Raw genomic sequence first — 22,166 nt, forward strand, 5'->3', positions numbered from 1 at the left:
ACCAAGCCGGGGGCGGCCCGGCAGCCGCTCACTTTTCTTGCTTCGCCAAGAAAAGTAAGCAAAAGAAGGCGACCGCAAGTTCGCAGCCCCTTCGGGGTCCCCGGCGTCGTCAGGCACAAATCGGGAGGGGAAACAAACTCGCTGCGCTCAGACAAGTTTCCCCTCTTTATCCGATTTGCACCTGCCGCCACCGGCTGCTCGCAAGCGGGAATTCGAGACTGGCTCGCTGCGCCTCGCCAGGGTAGGGAGGTGGAGTGATGGTCTACGTTCTTCGCTACCTTCACAGACGTGACAATTGCGATGCCGAAGGCGAGCGACCCTTGGCGATGCGCAGCGAGCCAGTCTGGCCGGTCCGCTTATGAGTCGCCGTTGGTGACGCGCACAAATCGGAAAAAGAAGGGAAACTTGTCTGAGCGAAGCGAGTTTGTTTCCCTTCCCGATTTGTGCGTGGCATCAACGGGTACCCCGCGCAGCGGGGCGGCGAATCGCGGTCGCCTTCTTTGGCTTACTTTTCTTGGCGAGACAAGAAAAGTGAGTAGCTGCCGGGCTACCCCCGGCGAAGGGTTGATCGAAGAAAGAAAAGACGAGATGAGTTAATACGGTAGTCGGAACAACACAAGACTCACCGCTGCATGCCCCATCGCTTAACAGTCAACCTCTCAATAGTATTAAACCCAAAATTCTCCACCACCAACCCAATCAGAATCACCATCGCCAACCCCGCAAACACCTTATCGGTATACAGTTCATTGCGATTCTGAAAGATATACCAGCCGAGTCCACCCTTGCCGCTCGAAGCCCCAAACACCAGCTCCGCAGCAATCAAGGTACGCCACGCAAACGCCCAGCCGATGCGCAATCCGGCAAGGATCGAAGGCAAGGCCGCCGGCACCAGCATGAACAGTACGAACCGCAAGCCGCGCAAACCATAATTGCGCCCCGCCATCCGCAAGGTATCCGACACGCCCAGAAATCCCGCATAGGTATTAAGAGCCAGGGCCCACAACACCGAATGCACCAGCACGAAAATCAGACTGTTCTCGCCGAGTCCGAACCACAGCAAGGCCAGCGGCAACATCGCAATCGCCGGCAAGGGATTGAACATCGACGTCAGCGTGCTCAGCAGATCGCGGCCGAGTTGGGTCGATACCGCCAGCGTGGTCAGCGCGAACGCCAGCGCAATGCCGATCAGGTAGCCCTTGACCAGCACCTTGAGCGAAATCCAGACCTTGCCGATCAGTTCGCCCGTGACGACACCGTCAACAAAAGCGTGCGCAGTCTGCACGAAGCTCGGCAAGAGCAGATCGTTGTCCTGGATGCGCGCGATGATTTCCCAGATCAGCGCCAGCACCAGCAGGATCACTGCCTTGCGCACCCAGCTTTGTTGCCAGATGCGTTGCGGCAATGACAAGGTGCGTTCGAGCGGAACGTCGTCGAGCGGCGTCAGGGCGATTTCGTATTCGTCGCGGATGGGAGGGGAGAGGTGCATGGCGGATTCAACCCTGTCGATTGTCGACTCTTGTTAAAAATTGTCCAACATAACGGAAGTCGAATATGCCGGAAACGAATCATTTCGCACAAACAAATGCGAATTTCGTATATGGCTGCAAGGATGAAAGCGACGGGGAGATAGGCGGGCGTCAATCACCGCCGGCGCCATGCGTGCGCATGGCCGGACCGGCGGGAAGAATGCGGTACAGCAGGACAGGGACGTTGGGCGGAAGCTCAGCTCGGGCGACCGTGGAAAGCCTTGTTGGCGATCTTCCAGCCGTCGGTTGTTTTCAGCAGCACGAAATAATCGGTGAAGGTGACCGGGCCGTGCACCAGCGTGATCTTGGCGCAGGCCGAAAGACCGCCCACGTCGATCCACTCCACGATACGGCGGCGGCTTGCCTCGTCGGCGGCCGGCGTGCCCTTGAAGCGCTCGCAGTAGACTTCCAGCGGCCATGACGTGAATACGCCTTCGCGCATCGATTCGATGTGTGCCGTCGGCAGGAAGGCTTGCCGCATGTGCGCGGCGTCGTCGCGCGCATGGCCGAGGAAATATTGTTCGATGGGGACCAGCACTTCGGCTTGTTCGGCGCTGAAGGTTGGCGGGGACGATGTTGTGGCTGTGGTCATGGGCGGACTCCTGATTGAAGTCGCCCATGATGCGTGAACGGCGTCGTCGTGTACAGCGCCGTCAGTGATAAGCGGTATATGCGAACCCGCATAGCACTACAAAACCCCCCTGCCTGCCACCCGTCTAGTACGAAAACCGCACGTCCTTGAAATTGACCTGCGCCGGTTCTTCCTGGCCTTCATTGAACAACAGGCGATGGATGCGCCGCGCGGTTTCCTGGAAGCCGACGCCGCCCAGGCTTTGCAGGTCGTACTGGTGGCTGTTGATTTCGGCGCGCACGCGGCCCGGATGCGGCGACAGCAGCAGGATGCGGTTGCCGACGACGAGCGCTTCTTCGATCGAGTGGGTGACGAACAACAGCGTGAAGCGGACTTCTTCCCACAGGATCAGCAGTTCTTCCTGCATCTTGCGGCGCGTCAGCGCGTCGAGCGCAGCGAAGGGTTCGTCCATCAGCAGGATCTTGGGCTGCATGGCCAGGGCGCGGGCGATCGCGACACGCGCCTTCATGCCGCCCGACAGCGTGTGCGGATAGGCGTCGGCGAATTTGCCGAGGCCGACCTTGTCGAGGTAGTGCAGCGCGCGTTCGGCCGCTTCGCGCTTGCCCAGCGTGCGCGAGGCCAGCAGCGGGAACATGACGTTCTGCTTCACCGTCTTCCACGGCGGCAGCTGGTCGAATTCCTGGAACACCACGATGCGGTCCGGACCCGGCTGATGGATTGCCGCGCCGTCCAGGCGGATCTCGCCGGCGGCCGGTTTGAGGAAGCCGGCGACGGCTTTCAGCAGGCTCGACTTGCCGCAGCCTGACGGTCCCAGCAGCACGAATCGATCGGCCGGATAGACGTCGAAACTGACGTCGTGCGTGGCCTGCACCACGGCGGTGGCGCTGCGGTATTGCAGGCCGACACGGTCAACCTGCAGCAGCGGCGTGTGTTCGCCGACGGCGCGCAGGATCGGCGTGTCTGGATTGTGCGGAATGTGCAGGTCAACTGCCGGGCTGGGCATAGGCTTCTTCAAAAAAGTAATCTTTCCACGACGCCGCGCGGTTCTTCAGTACGCCGATGTCGTGCAGCTTGTCGGCATAGACGTAGCTGCGTTGCGGCGAGACGGTGAAGTCGATTTCCGGATCTTCGACGATCTTGCGCACGAACTCGGGCGCCAGCTTGGACTTCTGCACGCGGATGAAGGTGTCGGCCGCCTTGGCCTTGTTGGCGCGGATGAATTGCGCCGCTTCCACCAGGGCGTTGTAGAAGGCTTTATAGGTCTTCGGATTGTCGTCGTGGAATTTCTGCGTGGTGTAGAGCACGTTGAAGGTCGCCGGTCCGCCGAGGATGTCGTAGGAGCTGATGATCTTGTGGACGTTCTTGTTTTCCAAAGCCTGGTACTGGAACGGTGGGCTGGAGAAGTGCGTGTTGATCTCCGAGCCGCCGGAGATCAGCGCGACCGTGGCGTCTGGATGCGACAGGCTCACCGAGATATTGTCGAAGCGTTTGTAGTCGGCCTTGCCGAACACGCGTGCGGTTTCGATCTGCAGGGTGCGCGACTGGTAGCCGACGCCGGCGGCCGGCACCGCGATGCGGTCCTTGTCGCTGAGATCCTGCAGCGTTTTCACCTTGGGATTATTGGACAGCAGATAGTTGGGCATGGAGCCGAGCGAGGCGATCGCCTTGACATTCTGGCGTCCGCGCGTGCGGTCCCACAGCGTCAGCATCGGCGGCACGCCGGCCGAGACCACGTCGAGCGCGCCGGCCAGCAACGCCTCGTTCATGGCGGTGGCGCCGGAGATGCTGTTCCATTCGACCTTGATGTCGACGCCTTGCTGCTTGCCGTATTTCTCGATGAGTTTCTGATCCTGTACGACGTCGAGGATCAGGTAGCCGATGCCGAATTGCTGGGCGATGCGGATCTGGCCTTCGGCGTGGGCGCCGACGTTAACACTGAATGCAACAACCGCTGCCGCGATGAGGGAAGTGGCGCGCATCTCAGCTGCCTCCGTTGATGTGGGCGTCGTCGAAGAAGTAATCTTTCACCGAGGCAGGCTTGTTCTTGATGGCGCCGACGCGGTGCATGAATTCGGCCAGCGGGTAGGTATTCTGCGGCGCGATCTTGAACTGCACTTCGGGATTCTTGATGATCTTCAGCAGCAGGTTGCGGTCGATCTTGGCGTTGCTGACGCGGATGTAGGTGTCGGCGGCCTTGTCGGGATTGGCGGCGATGAACTTGGCGGCTTCATCGAGCGCGTCCAAGAAGGCCTTGTAGGTCTTGGGATTGTCCTTGCGGAATTTCTCGGTGGCGTACAGCACCGTAGCCGACGACGGACCGCCCAGCACCTGGTAGGAGTTCAGCACGATGTGCGCCTTGGGATTGCCGGCCAGTTCCTGGTCCTGGAACGGCGGATTACCGAAGTGTGCGCTGATCTCGGTGCCGCCGTTGATGATCGCGGCGGCGGCGTCAGGATGCGGCACGGCCACGCTGATCTTGTCGAGTTTGTTGTATTGGGCGTCGCCCCATTGCTTGGCCGAGGCCAGTTGCAGCACGCGCGATTGCACCGAGACGCCGACGGCTGGCAGCGCGATACGGTCCTTGTCGGTGAAGTCGGCGATGGTCTTGACGTTGGGGTTGTTGCTCACGAGGTAGTAGGGCAGGTTGCCCAGCGAAGCCACGCCGCGCACGTTCTGGCGACCGTGGGTGCGGTCCCAGATGGTCAGCAGCGGGCCGACGCCGGCGCCGGCGATGTCGATCGCGCCGGACAGCAGCGCGTCGTTGACGGCCGAGCCGCCCGACAGCTTAACCCAGTCGACCTTGATGTCGACGCCCTGGGCCTTGCCGTGCTTTTCGATCAGCTTCTGGTCCTGGGCGATATTCAGCAATAAATAGACGACGCCGAATTGTTCGGCAATACGTAGCTGCAGCTGGCCTTCGGCGCGTGCGGGGGCGGTGGCGGCGAGGCCGGCGGTCAGCAGGCCGAGGCTCAGCGCGGCGGAGAGAAGTCGTTTGGCAAACATGGATGCTCCGGTAAAAGCGGGGACCTCGTTCTGATGGAAGAGGGCTTAAGAACAAACATGGGTGGAAATGGCTGTTCTTTATGAGCTAGGAGTATATAAAGACGTTCGCAGAATGAAAAACGCGTTTATCGCATATCTTTATGCGGTTTTCGCTGCATTTTGGGAGCCATAGCCGCGACTTGCGTTTTTCGGCGAAATTTGCGGCGCGCCTCCGGGCCGCGATGCTCGCCGGCGCGCCGATGTCAAGGCCGCAGCACCGGGTAGATGCCTTTGCGCAACGCAGCATCCCGGCAGGGGGATAGTGCGATAAAGTACGCGCTATCCGGTTTCACCGGCGTAACGCGCATTCAAAGCTGCAGGTCAGCACGACGAAAAAACGACGACAAGCTCGCTGCAGACATGAGCATCAAATCAAATACGGGAAAACAATGAGTTCAACTCAGGTCAGACCAAATTATTCCTTCCGGTCGCAAAAACTCCACATCATCACCCTGGCAGCCCTCGGCGTCGTGTTCGGCGACATCGGCACCAGTCCGCTGTACGCGCTGAAAGAGTGCTTCAGCCCCGAACATGGCATCGCGTTTTCGCCCGACGCCGTGTTGGGCATCATCTCCATGCTGTTCTGGTCGATCACGATCGTGGTCTCACTCAAGTATGTGCTGTTCGTCATGCGCGCCGACAACAACGGCGAAGGCGGTGTGCTGGCGCTCATGGCGCTGTCGCTGCGCACGGCCGTGAACGGCTCGCCGCGCGCCAAGCTGCTGATGATGCTGGGCGTGTTCGGCGCCTGCATGTTCTACGGCGACGTGGTGATCACGCCGGCCATTTCGGTGCTGTCGGCGGTGGAAGGCATGGACATCGCGGTGCCGGGTACCTCCCACTACGTGATCCCGCTGACGCTGGTGATCCTGACCGGCCTGTTCCTGATCCAGCGCCACGGCACCAACCTGGTGGGCAAGCTGTTCGGGCCGATCATGTTTCTGTGGTTCATTTCGCTGGGCGCACTGGGCCTGTATCACATCCTCAAGGCACCGGACATCCTGGTGGCGATCAATCCGTATTACGCCGTGCATTTCATGATCGAGCATTCGCTGCAGGCCTTCATCGTGCTCGGCTCGGTGGTGCTGGTGCTGACCGGCGCCGAAGCGCTGTACGCCGACATGGGCCACTTCGGCATCCGGCCGATCCGCTTCGCGTGGTTGTACACCGTGATGCCTTGCCTGGTGATCAACTACTTTGGCCAGGGCGCCAACCTGCTGGCCAATCCGGAGGCAATCAAGAATCCGTTCTACCTGATGGTGCCGGACATGCTGCTGGTGCCGATGGTGGTACTGGCTACGTTCGCCACGGTGATTGCGTCGCAGGCAGTGATCTCGGGTGCGTTCTCGCTGACCAGCCAGGCCATCCTGCTGGGCTTCGTACCGCGCATGCGCATCCTGCATACCTCGGAAGACGAGCGCGGCCAGATCTATATTCCGCTGATCAACTGGATGCTGCTGGTGCTGGTGGTGGCAGTGGTGCTGGCGTTCAAGAAATCGGACAACCTGGCGGCGGCTTATGGCGTTGCCGTGACGACCACGATGGTGATTACCACGATGCTGGCGGGGGTGGTCATGCGCGCCGAATGGAAATGGCATCCGGTGCTGGTGACGCTGGTAATCGGCGCTTTCATCACGGTCGACCTGGCGTTCTTCACGGCTAACCTGCTGAAGATCGCCGACGGCGGCTGGTTCCCGCTGCTGCTCGGCGGCGCGGCGTTCTTCCTGCTGATGACCTGGTACTCGGGCCGCATGCTGCTGCGCATGCGCATCAAGGATGACGGCATTCCGCTGGAGCCTTTCGTCGAAGGCTTGCTGGCGCATCCGCCGCACCGCGTCGGCGGCACCGCAGTCTTCATGACCGGCAACATCAACACCGTGCCGGTGGCGCTGCTGCATAACCTCAAGCACAATCGCATCCTGCACGAGCGCGTGTTCTTCCTGAAGATCAGCATCTGGGACGTGCCTTACGTCTCCAACGAAGAACGCCTGACGCTCAAGGACCTGGGCGGCAACGTCTACCTGTTGCGCGCGGCTTTCGGCTTCAAGGAAGCGCCGGAAGTGAACAAGGTGCTGGACCTGACGTCTTCGCAATTCGGCATCGAGTTTGAACTGATGGACACGTCCTTCTTCCTGGCGCGCGATACGGTGGTGCCGAGCAAGTTGCTGGGCATGTCGCTGTGGCGCGAACAGCTGTTTGCGTGGATGTACCAGAACGGCGCCAAGCCGTCGGACTTCTTCCACATCCCGGCCAACCGCGTGGTGGAGCTGGGCACCAAAGTCGAGATCTAGTCGTCCTTGAAAACCGCTTGGGCTATCTGTGCCAACCCAGCACGATAGCGCCGAGCGTGATGACGATGCAGGCCAGGATGCGCCGCATCGTCAGTTTCTCTCCCAGGAACAGCGTGCCGATCAGGGCCGCGAACAGCACTGAGGTTTCGCGCAAGGCGGATACCGTTCCCATGGGCGCCAGCGTCACGGCCCAGATCACAATCCCGTAAGCCACCAAAGACATCACGCCGCCCGCCAGGCTGAGCCAGTTCTGTTTGCGCTCGGCGGACATCGGCAGGCGCCGGTGCATCCACATGAAGATCAGCGCCAGCGGGAAACTGTCGAGCACGAACAGCCAGCCTGAATACGCCAAGGCGTTGCCGGCCGCGCGCGCGCCGATGCCGTCGGTGACGGTGTAGGCGGCGATGAAGGCGCCGGTGGTGAAAGCTGCGATCGGGCCGGACAGATTATGGCGGTCCTTGATATTGGCCAGACTGACGATGCCGATCGACACCAGCACCACGCCGAGCCAGGTGTAGATGCTCATCTGTTCGCCGACGAAGATTGCCGCGCCGATCGACACCAGCATCGGCGACGAGCCGCGCGCAATCGGATAGGACTGGCTGAAATCGCCGATGCGGTAGGCGCGGATCAGGAACAGGTTGTAGCCGGTGTGCAGGATCGCCGACAGGATGATGTAGGGCCACGCGCCCGCGTGCGGCAGCGGCGTGAACAGCACCAGCGGAATCGCGCCGATGCCGGCGCCGATGGTCATGATGGTCAGCGAGGCGAGGCGGTCGCCGCTGCTTTTCAGCAAGGCATTCCAGGATGCGTGCAACAGGGCGGCGCAGAGCACCAGGGCGACGACGGCGAGGCTCATGCGGGCAATCCGATGGGGTGGGTCATGAAGAAGGATGCCGGAATCGGGGCGGGAAAAAAGGCCCTATGATACTGCGCCGAGCGCAAACCCGCCCTCAGCGGGAATGACTTTGCTGCGCAGGAAGTTCGGTGCGGCAGCGCCACAAGGCATGTCCCGAGGCGAGGTACTTGCGCTCGAACGGCGTGATCGGCGCGTCGGTGGTATAGGCTTCGCAGGCAGTCGTGTGCCCACTTACCTGCGTCAAGGCGGCAGCGAATTCTTCCACGTAAATCCGCCAGTTGCTGCGGCATTCGATGACGCCGCCCAGTGCAACGATGCTCGGGAACACCGCGTGGCCATGCCAGCGCCGCGCCAGGTGGCCGATCTTGGGCCAGGGATTGGGGTACAGCAGGTAGTGGCGCGCCGGGAAGATTTTTGCTTCCAGCAGCAGCCGCCAGTAGTCGACCAGGTCGGCGCGGATGAAGCACAGGTTGTCCGGCTGTGGCCCGTCCCATTGCGTATTGCGCCCGAGGCGATCTTCCGACTGGTCGATGCCGATGACGAAGTGATCGGGGTATTGCACCGCCAGGTTCAGCGTCGACAGGCCGACACCGCAGCCGGTGTCGAGGATCAGGGGGACGCCGCCGGCAGCATGCCAGGCGTCAATGCTCTCCTCGAATGCGCGTCGGTTGTAGTCGGTCACCGGCTTGCGGAACGGCGCGGCGGCATGGCGCGTCAGCAGCGCCGACAAGTGCTCGTGGACGCCGGTCTGGCTGCTGGTGATGGGCAAGGAATTCATTGAGGCGGATTTCAGGCGAAAGGATGCCGCGGCACGCGCCGCAAGCCTGAAATTATAAAGGGAGAAGCTATAGGAGGAAGCAAGGCCCCGACCGCGCCGCGTGCGGACCCGGGCAAACCGCAACGCTGCCGTCGCCGGCAGGTCGCAGCGTGGTTGGTTCAGTGCAGCGTCATCGGGTGACGCATCATCAAGTCGTACTTGCTGAGGAAGGTGTCGATGTCTTCCATCGACGGTTCCGTCGCGATCAGGTCCTGTACGTCCTTGCGGAACAGTTCGGCGGCGGGGCCGTCGATGTAGATCTCGCGCTGGCCGGATTTGTCCATGATTTCATAGCCGCCGAAACGCAGGGCTTCGTGGTCGCGGTCGGCACCGAATTCAACGACGCTGTATTGCTCACTGTTGTAGATCAGGTTCATAGTGGCTCCTTGTGCAAATGCTTAAGCTTTGGAAAGGAAGTGGCGTCATATCGGGGTATTTCAAGAGTCGCCCCAAGGCGGCCCTGGACGGTTTCGCTGTTGCGTTTCCCCTGCATATGGTTACGGCGCAATCAGCGATAACTTTTGCCCGAATGACAAAATGACATGAAGAACGGGCGAGCTTGCAGGGCGAAAGCGACCGGCCCTACAGGAATGGATGGAATGGACGCGAGAAGGTTCCTCAGAGGCAAGGGCAAGCCTGCCGGCAATCAGGCCGGGCGCGGAGACGGCAGTAAAACTACGGTAAGGGAAGGCAAGCGGGGAAACAGAGCCGGCAGGAAAGTATCGGCGAAACTGTAAGTGGACGTCCGACGGCATTGCGCCGTCGGTCGCAGACTGCTTACACGTGTTTCTTGGACAGTTTGCCCGGCTCGACGCCGAGTTGCTTGAGCTTGCGGTACAGGTGCGTGCGTTCCAGGCCGGTGCGCTCGGCCACGCGCGTCATGCTGCCGTTTTCGCGCACCAGGTGGTATTCGAAATAGGCGCGCTCGAAGGCGTCGCGCGCTTCGCGCAGCGGCAGGTCGAAGGAGATATTGGAGGCATTGTCGACGATCGGCGCGTAGGCCGGCGCGGCAGTCAGGCCGTGGCCATGATGCAGCGTGTCGGCTGCGCTGGGCGGCGCATAGGACGACAGCGGGCTGGCGTGATGATCGATGCTGTCGGCGCTGGCGGCGACGGTGGGTCGGATGTACGACACCGGACGCGCTGGTTCGCGGCTGTGCGACAAGCCTTGCTGGACTGCCTTGAGCAGTTTTTGCAGGGCAATCGGCTTTTCGAGGAAATTGAGGGCGCCGATGCGGGTGGCTTCGACCGCCGTGTCGATGGTGGCGTGGCCGGACATCATGATCACGGGCATGGTCAGCAAACCGTCACGCTGCCATTCCTTCAACAGCGTAACGCCGTCGGTGTCGGGCATCCAGATATCCAGCAGCACCAGATCGGGAACGCTGCCCGCTCTCAATTCGCGCGCTTGTTGCGCGTTCTCGGCGGTTGCTACGACATGTCCTTCATCGCCCAAAATTTCCGAGAGCAACTCGCGGATACCCATTTCGTCATCGACGACCAGGATGTTAGCCATGTGCCTGCTTTCCTCACTAGATATTTTTTGAGATTTTCCGTGCAACCGCTGAACTCTTTACAGCACTGCTGCAAAAATCAATCTGGCTGGGTGTATGACTGGACAGTACATGAAGTACGGCACGCAGACACACAATAACGCCGGGCTAATTCCGCAACCTTACTTGGTAAAGACCCATGTATCAACGGCAGCAATGAGAAAAATCTTAATCCTTATGCATCGGACGCTAACTTTAACAGCAAAATCAGTATTTTTGCGCCTCTTGTATCGCTACGATTTTGGATATCGATACGGCCTCCATGTTCGTCGACGATTTTCTTGACCATTGCCAAGCCCAAACCCGTACCTTTAGGTTTGGATGTTACATAAGGTTCGAACGCGCTGGCCAAGATTTTCTGGCTAAAGCCCGGGCCATTGTCGGTAATCGACAGCCGAACCGCGCTGCGCGCGGCGCCGTCGGAGCCCTGGTACTTGACCAGCTCGGTGACCACGTCAATGTGCGGCGCAATGTCGCCGTTCTCGGCGACCGCGTCCTGGGCGTTCTGCAGCAGGTTGTGGATGACCTGGCGCAGCTGGGTGGCGTCGCCCATCACCTTTGGCAGGTCCGGCGCCAGGCGTGCATGGATGGTGTCGCGGCCGTCGCCGGCGAGGTAGAGGTGCAGGATTTCCTCGGTCAACGCATTGAGGTCGAGCGCGGACGGCTTGGCCGGCGGCGTCTTGGCGTATTCGCGGAAGTCGTCGACCATGCGCTTCATGGCGCTGACCTGGTTGACGATGGTGGTGGTGCTCTTGTCGAGGATGGCGGCATCCGCCGGCAGCAGCTTGTCGGCCAGGCGCATCTGCAGGCGCTCGGCCGACAGCTGGATCGGCGTGAGCGGATTCTTGATTTCATGCGCCAGGCGCCGCGCCACCTCGCCCCAGGCGATCGAGCGTTGCGCCGAGATGACCTTGCTGATGTCGTCGAACACCACGACGTAGCCGACGCCGCTTTGCACCGGCAGGTGCGAACCGCGCGCCAGCAGGATGGTCTTGCTGCCGTCCTTGCTGCTTTCGGTGTTGTCGCCGGCGTTGCCGGCGCCATTGCTGTTGCTGCCGCGGTGCGGCAGCTCGATCTGCTGTTGCCAGTGCAGGCCGTCTTCGGCGCTGTCGGCGAGGTGGGCGCGCTGCTCCGAGAAGGCCTTGATGATGGCTTCGGCAAACAGCGCCTGGCCGTCGATGGTGTGCAGCGGCGTGCCGGTGCTGCCGCTGAAATCGTAACCGAGGATGCGGCGCACCGAGTCGTTGACGCTGACGATGCTGAACTCGCTGTCGAGCACCATCACGCCGGCGGACATGTTGGCCAGCACGGACTCCAGGTAGGCCTTGGCGTTTTCCAGCTCGGCGCGGTTCTTTTCGACCGAGGTGCGTGCTTCCAGCAATTGCCGCGTCATGGTGTTGAACGACTGCGTCAGGGTGCCGAGTTCGTCGGAAGTGCTGACGATGGGGCGCGGCGAGAGGTTGCCTTCGGCCACCGCCTTGGTGCCTTCGGCCAGCAGCAGCAACGGCTTGGCCAGGTCGCTGGCGATCAGGAAGGCGCTGGCGATGGCGCCGAAGATGGCCAGCAGCAGCGTCAGCGTGAGCGTGACGATATAGATCTTGCGCAGCCCCGAGCGCGCCACCGAGCGCTGCTGGTATTCGCTGTAAGCCAATCGCAAGGTTTCGGCGTTGGTCGCGAGGTAGTCCGGCACCGGCTGCAGGATCTGCAGGAAGCGGTTGTCATTTTGCAGGCCCATGGCCTTGGACGAGGCCGGCACCGCAATGACCACGTGCAGGCGCAGGTTACCGTCGGCGTCGGACTCGCCGTTGAGCGGACGCGAGTCGTCGCTTTCCACCACCGAGAAGCCGCGCGAGAGGCGCGCCTGGCGCATCATCGCCGAGGTCGGCAGGATGGGCGTGAGCACGCCGATACGGCCGCCCACGGCAGCCAGCACCTGGCCGTTGGCGTTGACCACGGTGATTTCCATGCTCTGGTCGCGTTGGCGCGACAGGTAGGTGACCTGTTCCGACTCCGACATGTCGGACAGTTCCTGCGCCATCGAACGCCCGCGCGCAGCAAGCTCGGTCAGGGAAGAGTCGAGCGCATTGCGGCCGAGGTTGAGGCCGGACTCCAGCGCGGCTTCCATGCGGACGTCGAACCAGGATTCGATCGAGCGCGACACGAACTGCACCGACACCAGATAGATGACCGCCCCCGGCAAAATCCCGATCAGCGCAAACAGCATCACCAGCCGCGCCAGCAACTTGGAGCCGAACTTGCCTCGCCGGTAGCGCTTGTAGAGCCGCGTCAACAGCAGGATCACCAGCAGCAGCAGGGCCACCGCGGCGAGCGCGTTGAGGCCCAGCAGCCACGGGTAGTGTTGGTCGAACAGGGCGGAGTTTTCAGAGGCGGAGGCCAGCAGGAACAGCAGGATGCTGATGACGCCGCCGCCCACCACCAGCAAATAGCGCAAGGTACGGGTCATTCGACTTTGAAGGTGAATTCTCGCCAGTCGGAGGAAAGCCGCCAGTCGCTATTGTTGAGCGCGTTGATCTGGAACGGTTTGGGCAATTGCGCGACATCCAGGCGCATGCGCAGGCCGACATTGTAGATATCGCCGGACTTGAGCGTGTTCTTGTCGGCGATGTTCCAGCGCGGCGGCCGGCGGATCAGCGACATGGCGTCTTCCAGCGAGGCAAAACTCTGTTGCAGCTGGCCGCTGGTGGATGCATGGTATTGCCGCGTCAGCACGTTATACGAAATGCGCACCGTGCGCGACACCGAGATGGAGACCTCGTCGAACCAGTACCAACGTCGCCGCGTGAGCTGGACGTCGGTGGTGAAATACAGCGGCACCCCCCGCACCAGGGCGTCTTCCAGGCTGCGGTTAAGTTCGAAGGCGTACGATGCCGACAAGCGGTAGCCGTCGTCGGTGGCTTCCAGCCTGGCTTGGGTGATGTCGATTTCCGCAGCCTGGACACCGGCCTGGCAGAACAGCAATACCAGCGCCAGCAGCACGCGCTGCAGCCATCGGGACGGATGTAAGGATGCGGCCGGGGCCGCCGGTGGAAGTTGGCGGAATGACGGCAGATGCGTGGAAATAAGAGCCGATTGCGTCAATTCAAGGTCCAGTTTTTTGAAACAGCGCATAGAACAGGCCGTCATGGTCGGTTTCTGCACTGGCGGTCGGCAGCAATTGACCTGGAGCTGGCAGTCGGACGGCGCGCGGGCCGGCATCATCTTCGCTACCCTGGTGGCGTCGGGCGAACGCAGCCGCTTGTTCTTCCGATTCCTGCGGCCACAACGAGCATGTCACCAGCAACAATTTACCACCCGGCTTTAGCATCTGCCAAAGATTGTCGAGTATTTGGGCGGAAAGTGTTGTGAGTTGCGCCGTGTCGGTTTTGCGGCGCAGCCAGCGAATATCGGGGTGGCGGCGCACGATTCCCGAGGCCGTACAAGGAACATCGGCGAGGATGCGGTCGAATTGCTTGCCATCCCACCAATCATCGCCGTTGCGGGCATCGCCGGCCTGCAAGTGGGCCTTGAGTTGCAGACGTTGCAGGTTTTCCTCTATGCGGCGCAGGCGTTTGGGATCATGGTCCAGCGCCACCAGATCGAGTTCGGCGCATTCCAGCAGATGGCCGGTTTTGCCGCCCGGCGCCGCGCAGGCGTCCAGCACGCGCATGCCGTCGTGCACGTCCAGCAGCGGCGCCGCCATTTGCGCAGCGGCGTCCTGCACTGACGCCAGGCCGTCGGCAAAGCCGGGGATCTGGCTTACCGGCAGCGGCTTGTCGAGCCGCACGGCGTCAGCACCGACCTGGCGTGCACCGATGCCGTTGAGGGCCAGCAGATGCAGGTAATCGGGGACGTTCGACTTGCGGCGGTTCACGCGCAGTGTCAGTGGCGGCGCGACGTTGCCGGCGCGCAGGATGTCTTGCCACTGAGCCGGATAGGCGCCCTTGAGGCGGTCGACCCACCAGGTCGGATAATTCCAGGCGCCGGGCGGCGTCTTTTCCACCTGCGGCAGCAGCGCCGCGCGCTCGCGCAGGAAGCGTCGCAGGATCGCATTGACCACGCCCTTGGCATGGCTCATTTCGGCGTCGGCGGCAGCGGCTTCGACGGCCTGATTGACCACGGTGAAGGCGTCGTAGGCCGGATTCTCTTCGTCCAGCAGCAGGCTCAGTGCACAGGTCAGCAGGCCGTACAGTATTTCCGGTTGCGGCGGCTTGTCGGCGAGCAAGGCCAGCACGCCGTCGGCCATGCCGAGCCGGCGCATCGACAGGTAGGACAGGTCCTGAATCGCGCCGCGCGCCTGCGGCGTCATGTCGGACCGGGCGAACTGGCGCGCCAGGGCTTGCGGCAGCGCGGTGCCTGCGCGCACGTCGACGATGGCGCGCGCAGCGCCGTGCAGGCCATGGGCCAGGGAATCGATTTTCAGGGAAAGGTGGTTCACATTATTGCTTGCTAAGGGCCGGTTTGACGCCGAGGCCGATGAAGGCGCCGCCGATCACGCGTTCCAGCCATGTTTTGAGACGCGAACTTGACGATGCCCGGGCGCCCATGCGGAGCGTCAGTGTACCAGCCGCGAAGGCGGTGGCGCTATTCCAGAACGTCGACATGACGAGAAAGTCCGGCCAGGCAGCAAAAAGTCCGCGACAGCAGTCAGACTGGCGCGAAAAGCCGGCCTCGGCAGGATCCGGTCAATTCGGCTACAGTGTGCTCCTCGTTTTCGACCAAAGGCACCGTCTCATGGGCACCGCAGCAGCTTTGCAAAGCAAGCAACAGGATATCGCCGGCTGGATGATCACGCTGCTGGCGGCCGCCTGCGGCATCATCGTCGCCAATCTCTATTACGCCCAGCCGCTGATCGGCCCGATCGCCGTCGCCACCGGCATCTCGCCGGGCGCCGCCGGCCTTATCGTGACCCTGGCGCAGATTGGCTACGGCCTGGGGCTGTTGTTCATCGTGCCGGCCGGCGACCTGATCGAGAACCGCAAGATGGTGCTGGTGCTGCTGGCGATCACCTGCGTCGCGCTGGTCGGCGCCGCTTATGCGCAGAGCGCCGCGCAATTCTTCCTGGCCGCGTTCGTGATCGGCGTCAGTTCGGTCGGCGCCCAGGTGCTGGTGCCGTACGCCGCCCACATGTCGCTGCCGGAGACACGCGGTCGCGCGGTCGGCAACGTCATGAGCGGTTTGCTGATGGGGATTTTGCTGGCGCGGCCGTTGTCGAGCCTGGTGGCGGACCTGTTCGGCTGGCACGCGATCTTCGGCATGTCGGCCGTGGTCATCGCCTTGCTGGCCCTGGTGCTGGCGCGCTACCTGCCGGCGCGCCGTCCGCCGGCCGGCATGCATTATTTCGCCTTGCTGGCGTCGATGTGGCATCTGGTGCGGACCACGCCCATCCTGCGCCGGCGCTCGGCTTACCACGCCATGATGTTCGCGGCGTTCAGCCTGTATTGGACCACTTCGCCGCTGTTCCTGGCCGGTCCGACCTTCAACATGTCGCAAAAGGGCATTGCGCTGTTTGCCTTCGCCGGCGTGATCGGCGTGATTGCGGCACCGATTGCCGGGCGCGTGGCCGACCGCGGCTGGAGCCGTCCGGCCACCTGCGTGGCCATGCTGGCGGTGGCGGCTTCGTTCCTGATGACGCATTTCTGGAACGGCGGACGTGAATCGTCGCTGGCAGTATTGCTGGCATCGGCGATCCTGCTCGACTTCGGCGTCTCGGCCAACCTGGTGCTGAGCCAGCGCGCCATCTACGCGCTCGGCGGCGAAATCCGCAGCCGCCTCAACGGGTTGTTCATGGCGACTTTCTTCGGCGGCGGCGCGCTCGGTTCGGCGCTGGGCGGATGGATTTATGCGCAGGGCGGCTGGAGCGCCACTACCTGGCTGGGTTTTGCGTTCCCCGCGCTGGCCTTGCTGTACTACTGCACTGAACTGGGCGCTCGCCGGAAGTAATTCTCTTCAGCCCGCTGAAACGACTGCAGGAGCCATCGGCTCCTGCAGTGTGGTCCTACGGCAATGGGTCTGTCTGACTCAGACGCCCCACAGCACGTCGTAATTTCCCTTCTTCGCTTCACGCAGCATGTCCAGCAGCGGATAGGCGCGCGCCGAAAACGTCACCGGCTCGATCTTTTCATGGCCGTTGTCGTCGCCGTTGGCGTTGTGATGCGCGTGCACATCGCGCTCCAGGGCCTCGGCAGCTTCATGCGACTTGCTGTTGTCGATCTGCTTCTCGATCAGCGCGACCGCGTCGGCGCTTTCGGCTGCAGTGATCACGCCGCGCTTGATGTCCTTGTGCAGCAGGTCGAGGATGGGCTTGGCATGGGATTCATACATGACAACATCTGCAGCCGCTTTTGATTTGAACGTAACCAGCATATTTCCTCAGGGTATTGGTGTTGATGAGAGCGTATCCGCCTGTTTCCTTCCGGATAACGCATTGTTGCTTAACTTTGGTGCTTGACTATTGCCTAATGGTTTACTGCAGACCGACAGAATACCTCGGACGCGCCGCCCTTGTCATCTGCGCCGCCGCCTCAGGCGTGTCAGCTTGGAGCAAACGAGGTGAAAAAGGTTTCAGCGTGTTCGGCTTCGATGGACTTCTCCGGGCCGACGATCAGCACCTGGTAGATGCGCTTGTCGCGCGCCAGCAGCCGGGCCATGAGCCGCATCGGCTGGCCGCGCGCCACGCCGGCGGCAACCACGTCGAGCGTGCGGTCGCCGGCGGGTTTGCCGGGAATCGTCGCCGCTGTCGGCGTGCCGTCGATATTGTTGAGCAGCGCAGTGCGCATCGCTTCCAGCGCCTTCGGCGCCTGTGCCGCGTCGGCCAGCTCGGCGGCGCCGACCGCGAAGGTGACGCCGTCAATCTCGGCTGCAGTCATGGTCATGGATACCGGCAGGCCGTCCAGGTCGATCTGGCGCGTGAACGAGGCCGGCTTGGCCGGCAACAGAACGGTGAACTGGATCTTTTCGCCGTGCGCTTCGCGCCAGTTGTATTTTGGCGAGCAGGCCGTCAATACGCAGACAAAGACAGCGAGCAGGGCGAGGGAAAAGGCGGAGGATACCTGGCGCATGGTCATGGAAGAATCAGGATGAATGGGAAACCGCAGGCCGGCGCGAAAACGTCCGCACGCCGTAGACCACGCCGATGCACAGCAGCACCGCACCGGCCAACACGCGCAGGTCCGGGGCAGTGCCACGCAGCAGGAAAGCATACAGCAAGGCGGCCAGTGTTTCGAACACGATCAGCTGCGCCACCAGCGCGGTCGGCAGCAGCTGGCTTGCCTTGTTCCACAGCAGCGTACCCAGCCACGACGCCGACAGTCCGATCACCAGCATCATGGCGACGAAGAAGCCCGGGCGGGGGCCCAGCGGGAACGCGTATTCGCTGCCTGCGGCGGCACCGTAAATCCCGAACAGCGCAAAGCCCATCAGCGCCATCGGCAGCGTGGCGAGTCCTTGCGCGGTAGCCCAGGTGACCGAGTTGATGTGGGTGTGGGTGCGCAAGTAGCGTGAATTGACGATCGGATACCAGGTCCAGGCGGCGACGGCGCAGACAGCGATGATGCAGCCCAGCGCATAGTCGGTCGTGGAGCGCGCGTTGCCGATGGTGTTGCGCAGGTGTTCCAGTTCGCTGCTGTTGACCAGCGTCAGGCCCAGGCCCAGGATCACCAGCGACGGCGCCAGCCGGCCCCATGCAACCGATTCCGAGACGTGGCCGGGGCGCCAGTTGGCGCACACCGAAATCACGATCGGCAAGGTGCCGATCAGCATCGTCGGCAACGGCGCATCGGCCAGCTGGATCGCGGTGGCCAGCATGGCGTAGTACAACAGGTTGCCCACCAGGGCGAGCTTGAAAGCGACGGTCCAGTCCTGCCGGCTGAGCAGTCCGATGCGGCGGCGGTCGAACCAGGCCGGCACCAGCGCGATCAGGCCGAAGGCGACATAGCGTCCCAGCGACAAGACGACGCCGGGATAGTCGCCGAGCAGCAGCGGCGTGACGAACACCAGGCCCCACATCAGGCCGGCGCACAGCGCGCAAAGTATTCCAATGAACATGGGTCGGGATCAGGTAAAAGCCCGCAGGCGTAACCCGCAAGTGTCGTCTTTTATTGGCATTCGCGCTGGAATTGTTCTTCCGCTTTGGCGCGCCGGCCGTATTCGATATCGCCGGAAGGACGGCCTCCCAAACTGTTGGAAGACTGTACCTGCAGGCCGGGCATCGGTGACGGCGGCGGCATCGGCGCCGCTCGCCTGCCGTCGCGTCGCGGGCCTTCCGGATAGACGTCGCGCGGCGCTTCGGGCGGGGCATGCCGGGCGCGGTCGATATCGGCACGCAGCTGGCGGCAGCGCGGGCTCAAGGGCGGGGGCGACCCCTTGTCAGCAGGATTTTTACCGCTGTTGCCGAGGTCGAGGTTGAGGCCTTTTTGCACGCCGGGCGGCAAGGGATTCATGGCCTTGTCGATGTCGCGTTCACTGGCGATGCTGTCGGCGGCGTTTGAACTTGCGGCACCGAATGCGGCGCCGCTGGTCAAAGCCAGCAACAGGGAGGCAACGGCAAGGCGGGCGAACTGATTCATGGCGGCGGAATTTTTACGAAGAACCTCATGATAGCAAACGGCGCCGCAGCGGCAGACGGGGAGAAATGACGACAGATCATTCCAACCGACCAACCGCAACTCAAGAAGGAGACATTCCCCATGCCTTATCCCAATCATCCCGCTTCTGCGCAACACAACATGGCGGAATTGACGGTGCGCGGCGTCATTCTCGGCGCGCTCATCACCATCGTGTTTACGGCGTCCAATGTCTATCTCGGGTTGAAGGTCGGTCTGACCTTCTCGTCGGCCATCCCGGCGGCGGTGATTTCAATGGCGGTGCTGCGTCTGTTCGGCTCCGCCAGCATCCTCGAAAACAACATGGTGCAGACCCAGGCCTCGGCGGCCGGCACGCTGTCGGCGGTGATCTTCATCTTGCCCGGGCTGGTGATGATCGGCCACTGGCAGGGTTTCCCCTACTGGCAGACGTTCGGCATCTGTGCAGCCGGCGGCATGCTCGGCGTACTGTTTACGATTCCATTGCGGCGGGTGATGGTGGTGCAGAGTGAACTGCCCTATCCGGAAGGACTGGCGGCTGCTGAGATTCTGCGCGTCGGCAACGCCGACACCGCCGGCGGTGGTGACGATGTGCGCAAGGGGCTCAACGACATTTGGGCCGGCAGCATCGTTTCAGCCGGGGTGGCGCTGGTTACCGGCGGCTTTCGCCTGTTGTCGGAGAGCTTGAATATCTGGGCCGGCGTCGGCAACGCTATATTCCGGCTGCCGTTGGGTTTTTCTCTGGCCCTGCTCGGCGCCGGTTACCTGATCGGCATCGTCGCCGGCGTGGCGGTATTGATCGGCGTGATCATCAGCTGGGCGTTCGCCGTACCGATTCTTAGCATGCTCACGCCCGCGCCGCAGGGCGCCGCCATCGCTACCTACGCCACGGGCTTGTGGAGCAGCCAGGTGCGCTTCATGGGCGCCGGCACCATCGGCGTGGCGGCGGTGTGGACCTTGATCACCTTGTTCCGGCCGATGGTGGCCGGTGTGCGCGAATCGCTGCGCAGCCGCAGCACGCTTGACGACGGCAGCGAGCGGCCGCTGACCGACCGCGATTTGCCGGTGCGCGCGATCGCCCTGATCGGCGTCGGCGTGATGGCGTTGCTGACGCTGATTTTTGCGATGTTCCTGATCGATGCGCCCCTGTCGTTGCCGCTGTTGTGCGGACTGGTGGCCATGAGCCTGGTGTTTTCGTGCGTATTCGGCTTTCTGGTGGCGGCGGCCTGCGGTTACATGGCCGGGCTGGTGGGCTCGTCGAGCAGTCCGATTTCCGGCGTCGGCATCATCGCGATGATTCTGGTGTCGCTGCTGCTGCTGGCCTCGGGCAGCGTCGATCACCTGCTCAATGCGCCCGGTGCCGGCAAGCTGCCGATTGCGCTGGCGATCTTTGTGACTTCGGCCATCATCGCCATCGCGGCCATCGCCAACGACAACCTGCAAGACCTCAAGACCGGCTGGCTGGTGGGCGCGACTCCTTACCGTCAGCAGATCGCACTGCTGATCGGATGCGTAGTCGGCGCTGCGGTGATTTCACCGATTCTTGAGCTGCTTTACAACGCCTATGGTTTCGTCGGCGCGCTGCCGCGACCTGGCATGGATGCTGCGCATGCGCTGGCGGCGCCGCAGGCGACGCTGATGACGGCGATCGCCAACGGCATCTTCACGCATCAGCTGAACTGGACCATGATCCTGATCGGCGTAGCTATCGGTGCAGTGCTGATCGTCATTGATATCGTCCTGGAAAGAGGCGGCAGCAAGGCGCGCGTACCCGCGCTGGCGGTCGGCCTCGGAATTTACCTGCCGCCCTCGGTCGGCATGGCGCTGGTGGCGGGCGCACTGATCGCCTGGGGCTTGCAGCTGCATCTGGCCAAACGCAAGGCGTCCGGCGACAAGGTCGGGGCCGAGCGCATCGAGCGGCGTGGTGTCCTCGTCACCTCCGGGCTGATCGTCGGCGAAAGCCTCATGGGTGTGATCCTGGCGGCCGTGATCGGCGCCACCGGACGTGATGATCCGCTGGCCTTGGTCGGCGCCGGTTTTGCCCCGGCGGCGCAATGGCTGGGATTGGCGGTGTTCGGGCTGGTGATCGCGTGGTTCGTGCGCAGGTTGCTCAAGGCGGCCTGAGAAGGGGGCGCGCTATTGTTCGCGCAGCGCGCGCCGATATTGAATCGCCTCGGCGATATGGGTTTTGCCGATCACCGGTTCGGCAGCCAGGTCGGCTACTGTGCGCGCCACCTTGAGCACGCGATGATAGGCGCGCGCCGACCAGTTCAGGCGCGTCATCGCGGTACGCAGCAAGTCTTCGCCGGCAGCGTCGGGTTTGCAGTGCAGGTCGATTTCGCTGGTCGACAGCAGATGGTTGCTTTTGCGCTGGCGCTGTTGCTGCGCCTCGAAACTGTTTGCCACCCGCGCGGCGATGTGCGCCGACGCTTCGCCTGCGGCTTGCTGCAGCAAATCGTCGTGGGCGATGGCGCCGACCTGGATCTGCATGTCGATGCGGTCCAGCAGCGGACCTGAAATCTTGCCCTGGTGGCCATCGTCACAATTAGACCCTCGCCCAATTCATGTGGATTCAATCACTTACAGGGATGAACTTTATTTAATGAGCGAGCGCTATCGTCATAGTTACAGCCTCAAAAAGAACATTAATTACCATTTGGCAAAATTTTAAGAAATATGTAGTGAGGAGAGTCAGTTTTTCTAAGATTTAAATGCGAGTAAATTGTTAAAAATGTCCTATGGTCATTCAAGCGGTCATAGCTTTTAGTAGCATTCTGGATTTAAAACATACTGGTTAGTATATTGTTTCTATTGGTATAAATACATTTTTGCCGTTTTTATTCCAAATTATTGTCGATAAGTAATGAGTAAATGACAATAAAAATAATGCGAGCTGTTGTATTTT

20 protein-coding genes and 1 pseudogene are annotated in these 22,166 nt (G+C 62.0%); 3 read left to right on the forward strand and 18 right to left on the reverse strand.

Annotated elements, in window-relative coordinates; genetic code table 11:
• Window positions 1–622: 622 nt before the first annotated feature.
• The 5 genes from ACIROY_RS21240 to ACIROY_RS21260 all read right to left on the reverse strand — a co-directional run bounded on the left by ACIROY_RS21240 (window position 623) and on the right by ACIROY_RS21260 (window position 5,124).
• Window positions 623–1,489 carry an ABC transporter permease gene (locus ACIROY_RS21240; protein WP_402277816.1) on the reverse strand — a complete coding sequence of 289 codons (867 nt, stop codon included), beginning with the start codon at window positions 1,487–1,489 and terminating at the stop codon, window positions 623–625.
• A gap of 236 nt (window positions 1,490–1,725) precedes the next feature.
• Entirely contained in the window at window positions 1,726–2,121 is a 396-nt protein-coding gene (locus ACIROY_RS21245; protein WP_402344057.1) for a nuclear transport factor 2 family protein, read from the reverse strand.
• 124 nt (window positions 2,122–2,245) lie between these two features.
• Window positions 2,246–3,124 carry an ABC transporter ATP-binding protein gene (locus ACIROY_RS21250; RefSeq protein ID WP_402344060.1) on the reverse strand — a complete coding sequence of 293 codons (879 nt, stop codon included), beginning with the start codon at window positions 3,122–3,124 and terminating at the stop codon, window positions 2,246–2,248.
• The gene (locus tag ACIROY_RS21255) at window positions 3,105–4,100 is read right to left on the reverse strand and encodes an ABC transporter substrate-binding protein (RefSeq protein ID WP_402277813.1); all 996 of its coding nucleotides are present in this window, start codon (window positions 4,098–4,100) and stop codon (window positions 3,105–3,107) included. The genes ACIROY_RS21250 and ACIROY_RS21255 overlap by 20 nt, the downstream gene beginning before the upstream one ends.
• Before the next feature lies 1 nt (window position 4,101).
• Window positions 4,102–5,124: an ABC transporter substrate-binding protein gene (locus ACIROY_RS21260; RefSeq protein ID WP_402277812.1), complete on the reverse strand. Its 1,023-nt coding sequence runs from the start codon at window positions 5,122–5,124 to the stop codon at window positions 4,102–4,104.
• Window positions 5,125–5,552: 428 nt separating this feature from the next.
• On the opposite strand from ACIROY_RS21260, the gene ACIROY_RS21265 reads away from it, so the two are divergent.
• Complete coding sequence (locus tag ACIROY_RS21265) at window positions 5,553–7,454, forward strand: potassium transporter Kup (protein WP_402277811.1); 1,902 nt, start codon at window positions 5,553–5,555, stop codon at window positions 7,452–7,454.
• A 22-nt stretch (window positions 7,455–7,476) separates the two neighbouring features.
• Here ACIROY_RS21265 and ACIROY_RS21270 read toward each other — a convergent pair whose 3' ends face one another.
• The 8 genes from ACIROY_RS21270 to ACIROY_RS21305 all read right to left on the reverse strand — a co-directional run bounded on the left by ACIROY_RS21270 (window position 7,477) and on the right by ACIROY_RS21305 (window position 15,283).
• On the reverse strand, window positions 7,477–8,313 hold the full coding sequence (locus tag ACIROY_RS21270; RefSeq protein WP_402344062.1) for a DMT family transporter: 837 nt from the start codon (window positions 8,311–8,313) through the stop codon (window positions 7,477–7,479).
• 94 nt (window positions 8,314–8,407) lie between these two features.
• Entirely contained in the window at window positions 8,408–9,091 is a 684-nt protein-coding gene (locus tag ACIROY_RS21275) for a tRNA (guanine(46)-N(7))-methyltransferase TrmB (protein WP_402344065.1), read from the reverse strand.
• A 158-nt stretch (window positions 9,092–9,249) separates the two neighbouring features.
• Complete coding sequence (locus ACIROY_RS21280) at window positions 9,250–9,507, reverse strand: DUF3567 domain-containing protein (protein WP_016836074.1); 258 nt, start codon at window positions 9,505–9,507, stop codon at window positions 9,250–9,252.
• 400 nt (window positions 9,508–9,907) lie between these two features.
• The gene (locus tag ACIROY_RS21285) at window positions 9,908–10,645 is read right to left on the reverse strand and encodes a response regulator (RefSeq protein WP_402277808.1); all 738 of its coding nucleotides are present in this window, start codon (window positions 10,643–10,645) and stop codon (window positions 9,908–9,910) included.
• 212 nt (window positions 10,646–10,857) lie between these two features.
• Window positions 10,858–13,146, reverse strand: coding sequence for an ATP-binding protein (locus ACIROY_RS21290; protein WP_402277807.1), 2,289 nt, complete (start codon window positions 13,144–13,146; stop codon window positions 10,858–10,860).
• Window positions 13,143–13,811 carry a DUF4390 domain-containing protein gene (locus ACIROY_RS21295; RefSeq protein WP_402277806.1) on the reverse strand — a complete coding sequence of 223 codons (669 nt, stop codon included), beginning with the start codon at window positions 13,809–13,811 and terminating at the stop codon, window positions 13,143–13,145. The genes ACIROY_RS21290 and ACIROY_RS21295 overlap by 4 nt, the downstream gene beginning before the upstream one ends.
• Complete coding sequence (gene rsmB / locus ACIROY_RS21300) at window positions 13,783–15,117, reverse strand: 16S rRNA (cytosine(967)-C(5))-methyltransferase RsmB (RefSeq protein ID WP_402344067.1); 1,335 nt, start codon at window positions 15,115–15,117, stop codon at window positions 13,783–13,785. Before rsmB ends, ACIROY_RS21295 begins: the two co-directional genes overlap by 29 nt.
• A 1-nt stretch (window position 15,118) precedes the next feature.
• Window positions 15,119–15,283 (reverse strand): hypothetical protein, encoded by a 165-nt coding sequence (locus ACIROY_RS21305; RefSeq protein ID WP_402344070.1) that lies wholly within the window; start codon window positions 15,281–15,283, stop codon window positions 15,119–15,121.
• A 130-nt stretch (window positions 15,284–15,413) separates the two neighbouring features.
• On the opposite strand from ACIROY_RS21305, the gene ACIROY_RS21310 reads away from it, so the two are divergent.
• Window positions 15,414–16,622 carry an MFS transporter gene (locus tag ACIROY_RS21310; RefSeq protein ID WP_402344073.1) on the forward strand — a complete coding sequence of 403 codons (1,209 nt, stop codon included), beginning with the start codon at window positions 15,414–15,416 and terminating at the stop codon, window positions 16,620–16,622.
• A 78-nt stretch (window positions 16,623–16,700) separates the two neighbouring features.
• Here the strand turns inward: ACIROY_RS21310 and ACIROY_RS21315 are convergent, their stop codons facing one another.
• The 4 genes from ACIROY_RS21315 to ACIROY_RS21330 form a co-directional block, all read right to left on the reverse strand.
• Window positions 16,701–17,045, reverse strand: a complete 345-nt coding sequence (locus ACIROY_RS21315; RefSeq protein WP_029363895.1) for a DUF1840 domain-containing protein — start codon at window positions 17,043–17,045, stop codon at window positions 16,701–16,703.
• Between the two features lie 167 nt (window positions 17,046–17,212).
• Complete coding sequence (locus ACIROY_RS21320) at window positions 17,213–17,746, reverse strand: hypothetical protein (RefSeq protein WP_402344075.1); 534 nt, start codon at window positions 17,744–17,746, stop codon at window positions 17,213–17,215.
• Window positions 17,747–17,753: 7 nt separating this feature from the next.
• On the reverse strand, window positions 17,754–18,725 hold the full coding sequence (locus ACIROY_RS21325) for a DMT family transporter (RefSeq protein ID WP_402277802.1): 972 nt from the start codon (window positions 18,723–18,725) through the stop codon (window positions 17,754–17,756).
• A gap of 50 nt (window positions 18,726–18,775) precedes the next feature.
• Window positions 18,776–19,246, reverse strand: coding sequence for a hypothetical protein (locus tag ACIROY_RS21330; RefSeq protein ID WP_402277801.1), 471 nt, complete (start codon window positions 19,244–19,246; stop codon window positions 18,776–18,778).
• 120 nt (window positions 19,247–19,366) lie between these two features.
• On the opposite strand from ACIROY_RS21330, the gene ACIROY_RS21335 reads away from it, so the two are divergent.
• Window positions 19,367–21,385, forward strand: coding sequence for an OPT family oligopeptide transporter (locus ACIROY_RS21335; RefSeq protein ID WP_402277800.1), 2,019 nt, complete (start codon window positions 19,367–19,369; stop codon window positions 21,383–21,385).
• A gap of 12 nt (window positions 21,386–21,397) precedes the next feature.
• Here the strand turns inward: ACIROY_RS21335 and ACIROY_RS21340 are convergent.
• A pseudogene (locus ACIROY_RS21340) lies at window positions 21,398–21,793 on the reverse strand (ATP-dependent protease); the annotation flags it as partial.
• Window positions 21,794–22,166: the final 373 nt, after the last annotated feature.

It is taken from the genome of Herbaspirillum sp. NPDC101396 (assembly GCF_044767365.1).
Taxonomy (GTDB): Bacteria; Pseudomonadota; Gammaproteobacteria; order Burkholderiales; family Burkholderiaceae_D; genus Herbaspirillum.

Bases quoted from the DNA above. Each gene is read 5' to 3' on its own strand.
- ACIROY_RS21265 (WP_402277811.1), top strand. From the start codon at position 5,553: ATGAGTTCAACTCAGGTCAGACCAAATTATTCCTTCCGGTCGCAAAAA.
- ACIROY_RS21275 (WP_402344065.1), bottom strand. From the start codon at position 9,091: ATGAATTCCTTGCCCATCACCAGCAGCCAGACCGGCGTCCACGAGCAC.
- ACIROY_RS21285 (WP_402277808.1), bottom strand. From the start codon at position 10,645: ATGGCTAACATCCTGGTCGTCGATGACGAAATGGGTATCCGCGAGTTG.
- ACIROY_RS21325 (WP_402277802.1), bottom strand. From the start codon at position 18,725: ATGTTCATTGGAATACTTTGCGCGCTGTGCGCCGGCCTGATGTGGGGC.
- ACIROY_RS21315 (WP_029363895.1), bottom strand. From the start codon at position 17,045: ATGCTGGTTACGTTCAAATCAAAAGCGGCTGCAGATGTTGTCATGTAT.
- ACIROY_RS21270 (WP_402344062.1), bottom strand. From the start codon at position 8,313: ATGAGCCTCGCCGTCGTCGCCCTGGTGCTCTGCGCCGCCCTGTTGCAC.
- ACIROY_RS21330 (WP_402277801.1), bottom strand. From the start codon at position 19,246: ATGAATCAGTTCGCCCGCCTTGCCGTTGCCTCCCTGTTGCTGGCTTTG.
- ACIROY_RS21295 (WP_402277806.1), bottom strand. From the start codon at position 13,811: ATGCGCTGTTTCAAAAAACTGGACCTTGAATTGACGCAATCGGCTCTT.
- ACIROY_RS21320 (WP_402344075.1), bottom strand. From the start codon at position 17,746: ATGACCATGCGCCAGGTATCCTCCGCCTTTTCCCTCGCCCTGCTCGCT.
- ACIROY_RS21310 (WP_402344073.1), top strand. From the start codon at position 15,414: ATGGGCACCGCAGCAGCTTTGCAAAGCAAGCAACAGGATATCGCCGGC.
- ACIROY_RS21250 (WP_402344060.1), bottom strand. From the start codon at position 3,124: ATGCCCAGCCCGGCAGTTGACCTGCACATTCCGCACAATCCAGACACG.
- ACIROY_RS21280 (WP_016836074.1), bottom strand. From the start codon at position 9,507: ATGAACCTGATCTACAACAGTGAGCAATACAGCGTCGTTGAATTCGGT.
- ACIROY_RS21260 (WP_402277812.1), bottom strand. From the start codon at position 5,124: ATGTTTGCCAAACGACTTCTCTCCGCCGCGCTGAGCCTCGGCCTGCTG.
- ACIROY_RS21255 (WP_402277813.1), bottom strand. From the start codon at position 4,100: ATGCGCGCCACTTCCCTCATCGCGGCAGCGGTTGTTGCATTCAGTGTT.
- ACIROY_RS21240 (WP_402277816.1), bottom strand. From the start codon at position 1,489: ATGCACCTCTCCCCTCCCATCCGCGACGAATACGAAATCGCCCTGACG.
- ACIROY_RS21335 (WP_402277800.1), top strand. From the start codon at position 19,367: ATGCCTTATCCCAATCATCCCGCTTCTGCGCAACACAACATGGCGGAA.
- ACIROY_RS21290 (WP_402277807.1), bottom strand. From the start codon at position 13,146: ATGACCCGTACCTTGCGCTATTTGCTGGTGGTGGGCGGCGGCGTCATC.
- ACIROY_RS21305 (WP_402344070.1), bottom strand. From the start codon at position 15,283: ATGTCGACGTTCTGGAATAGCGCCACCGCCTTCGCGGCTGGTACACTG.
- ACIROY_RS21245 (WP_402344057.1), bottom strand. From the start codon at position 2,121: ATGACCACAGCCACAACATCGTCCCCGCCAACCTTCAGCGCCGAACAA.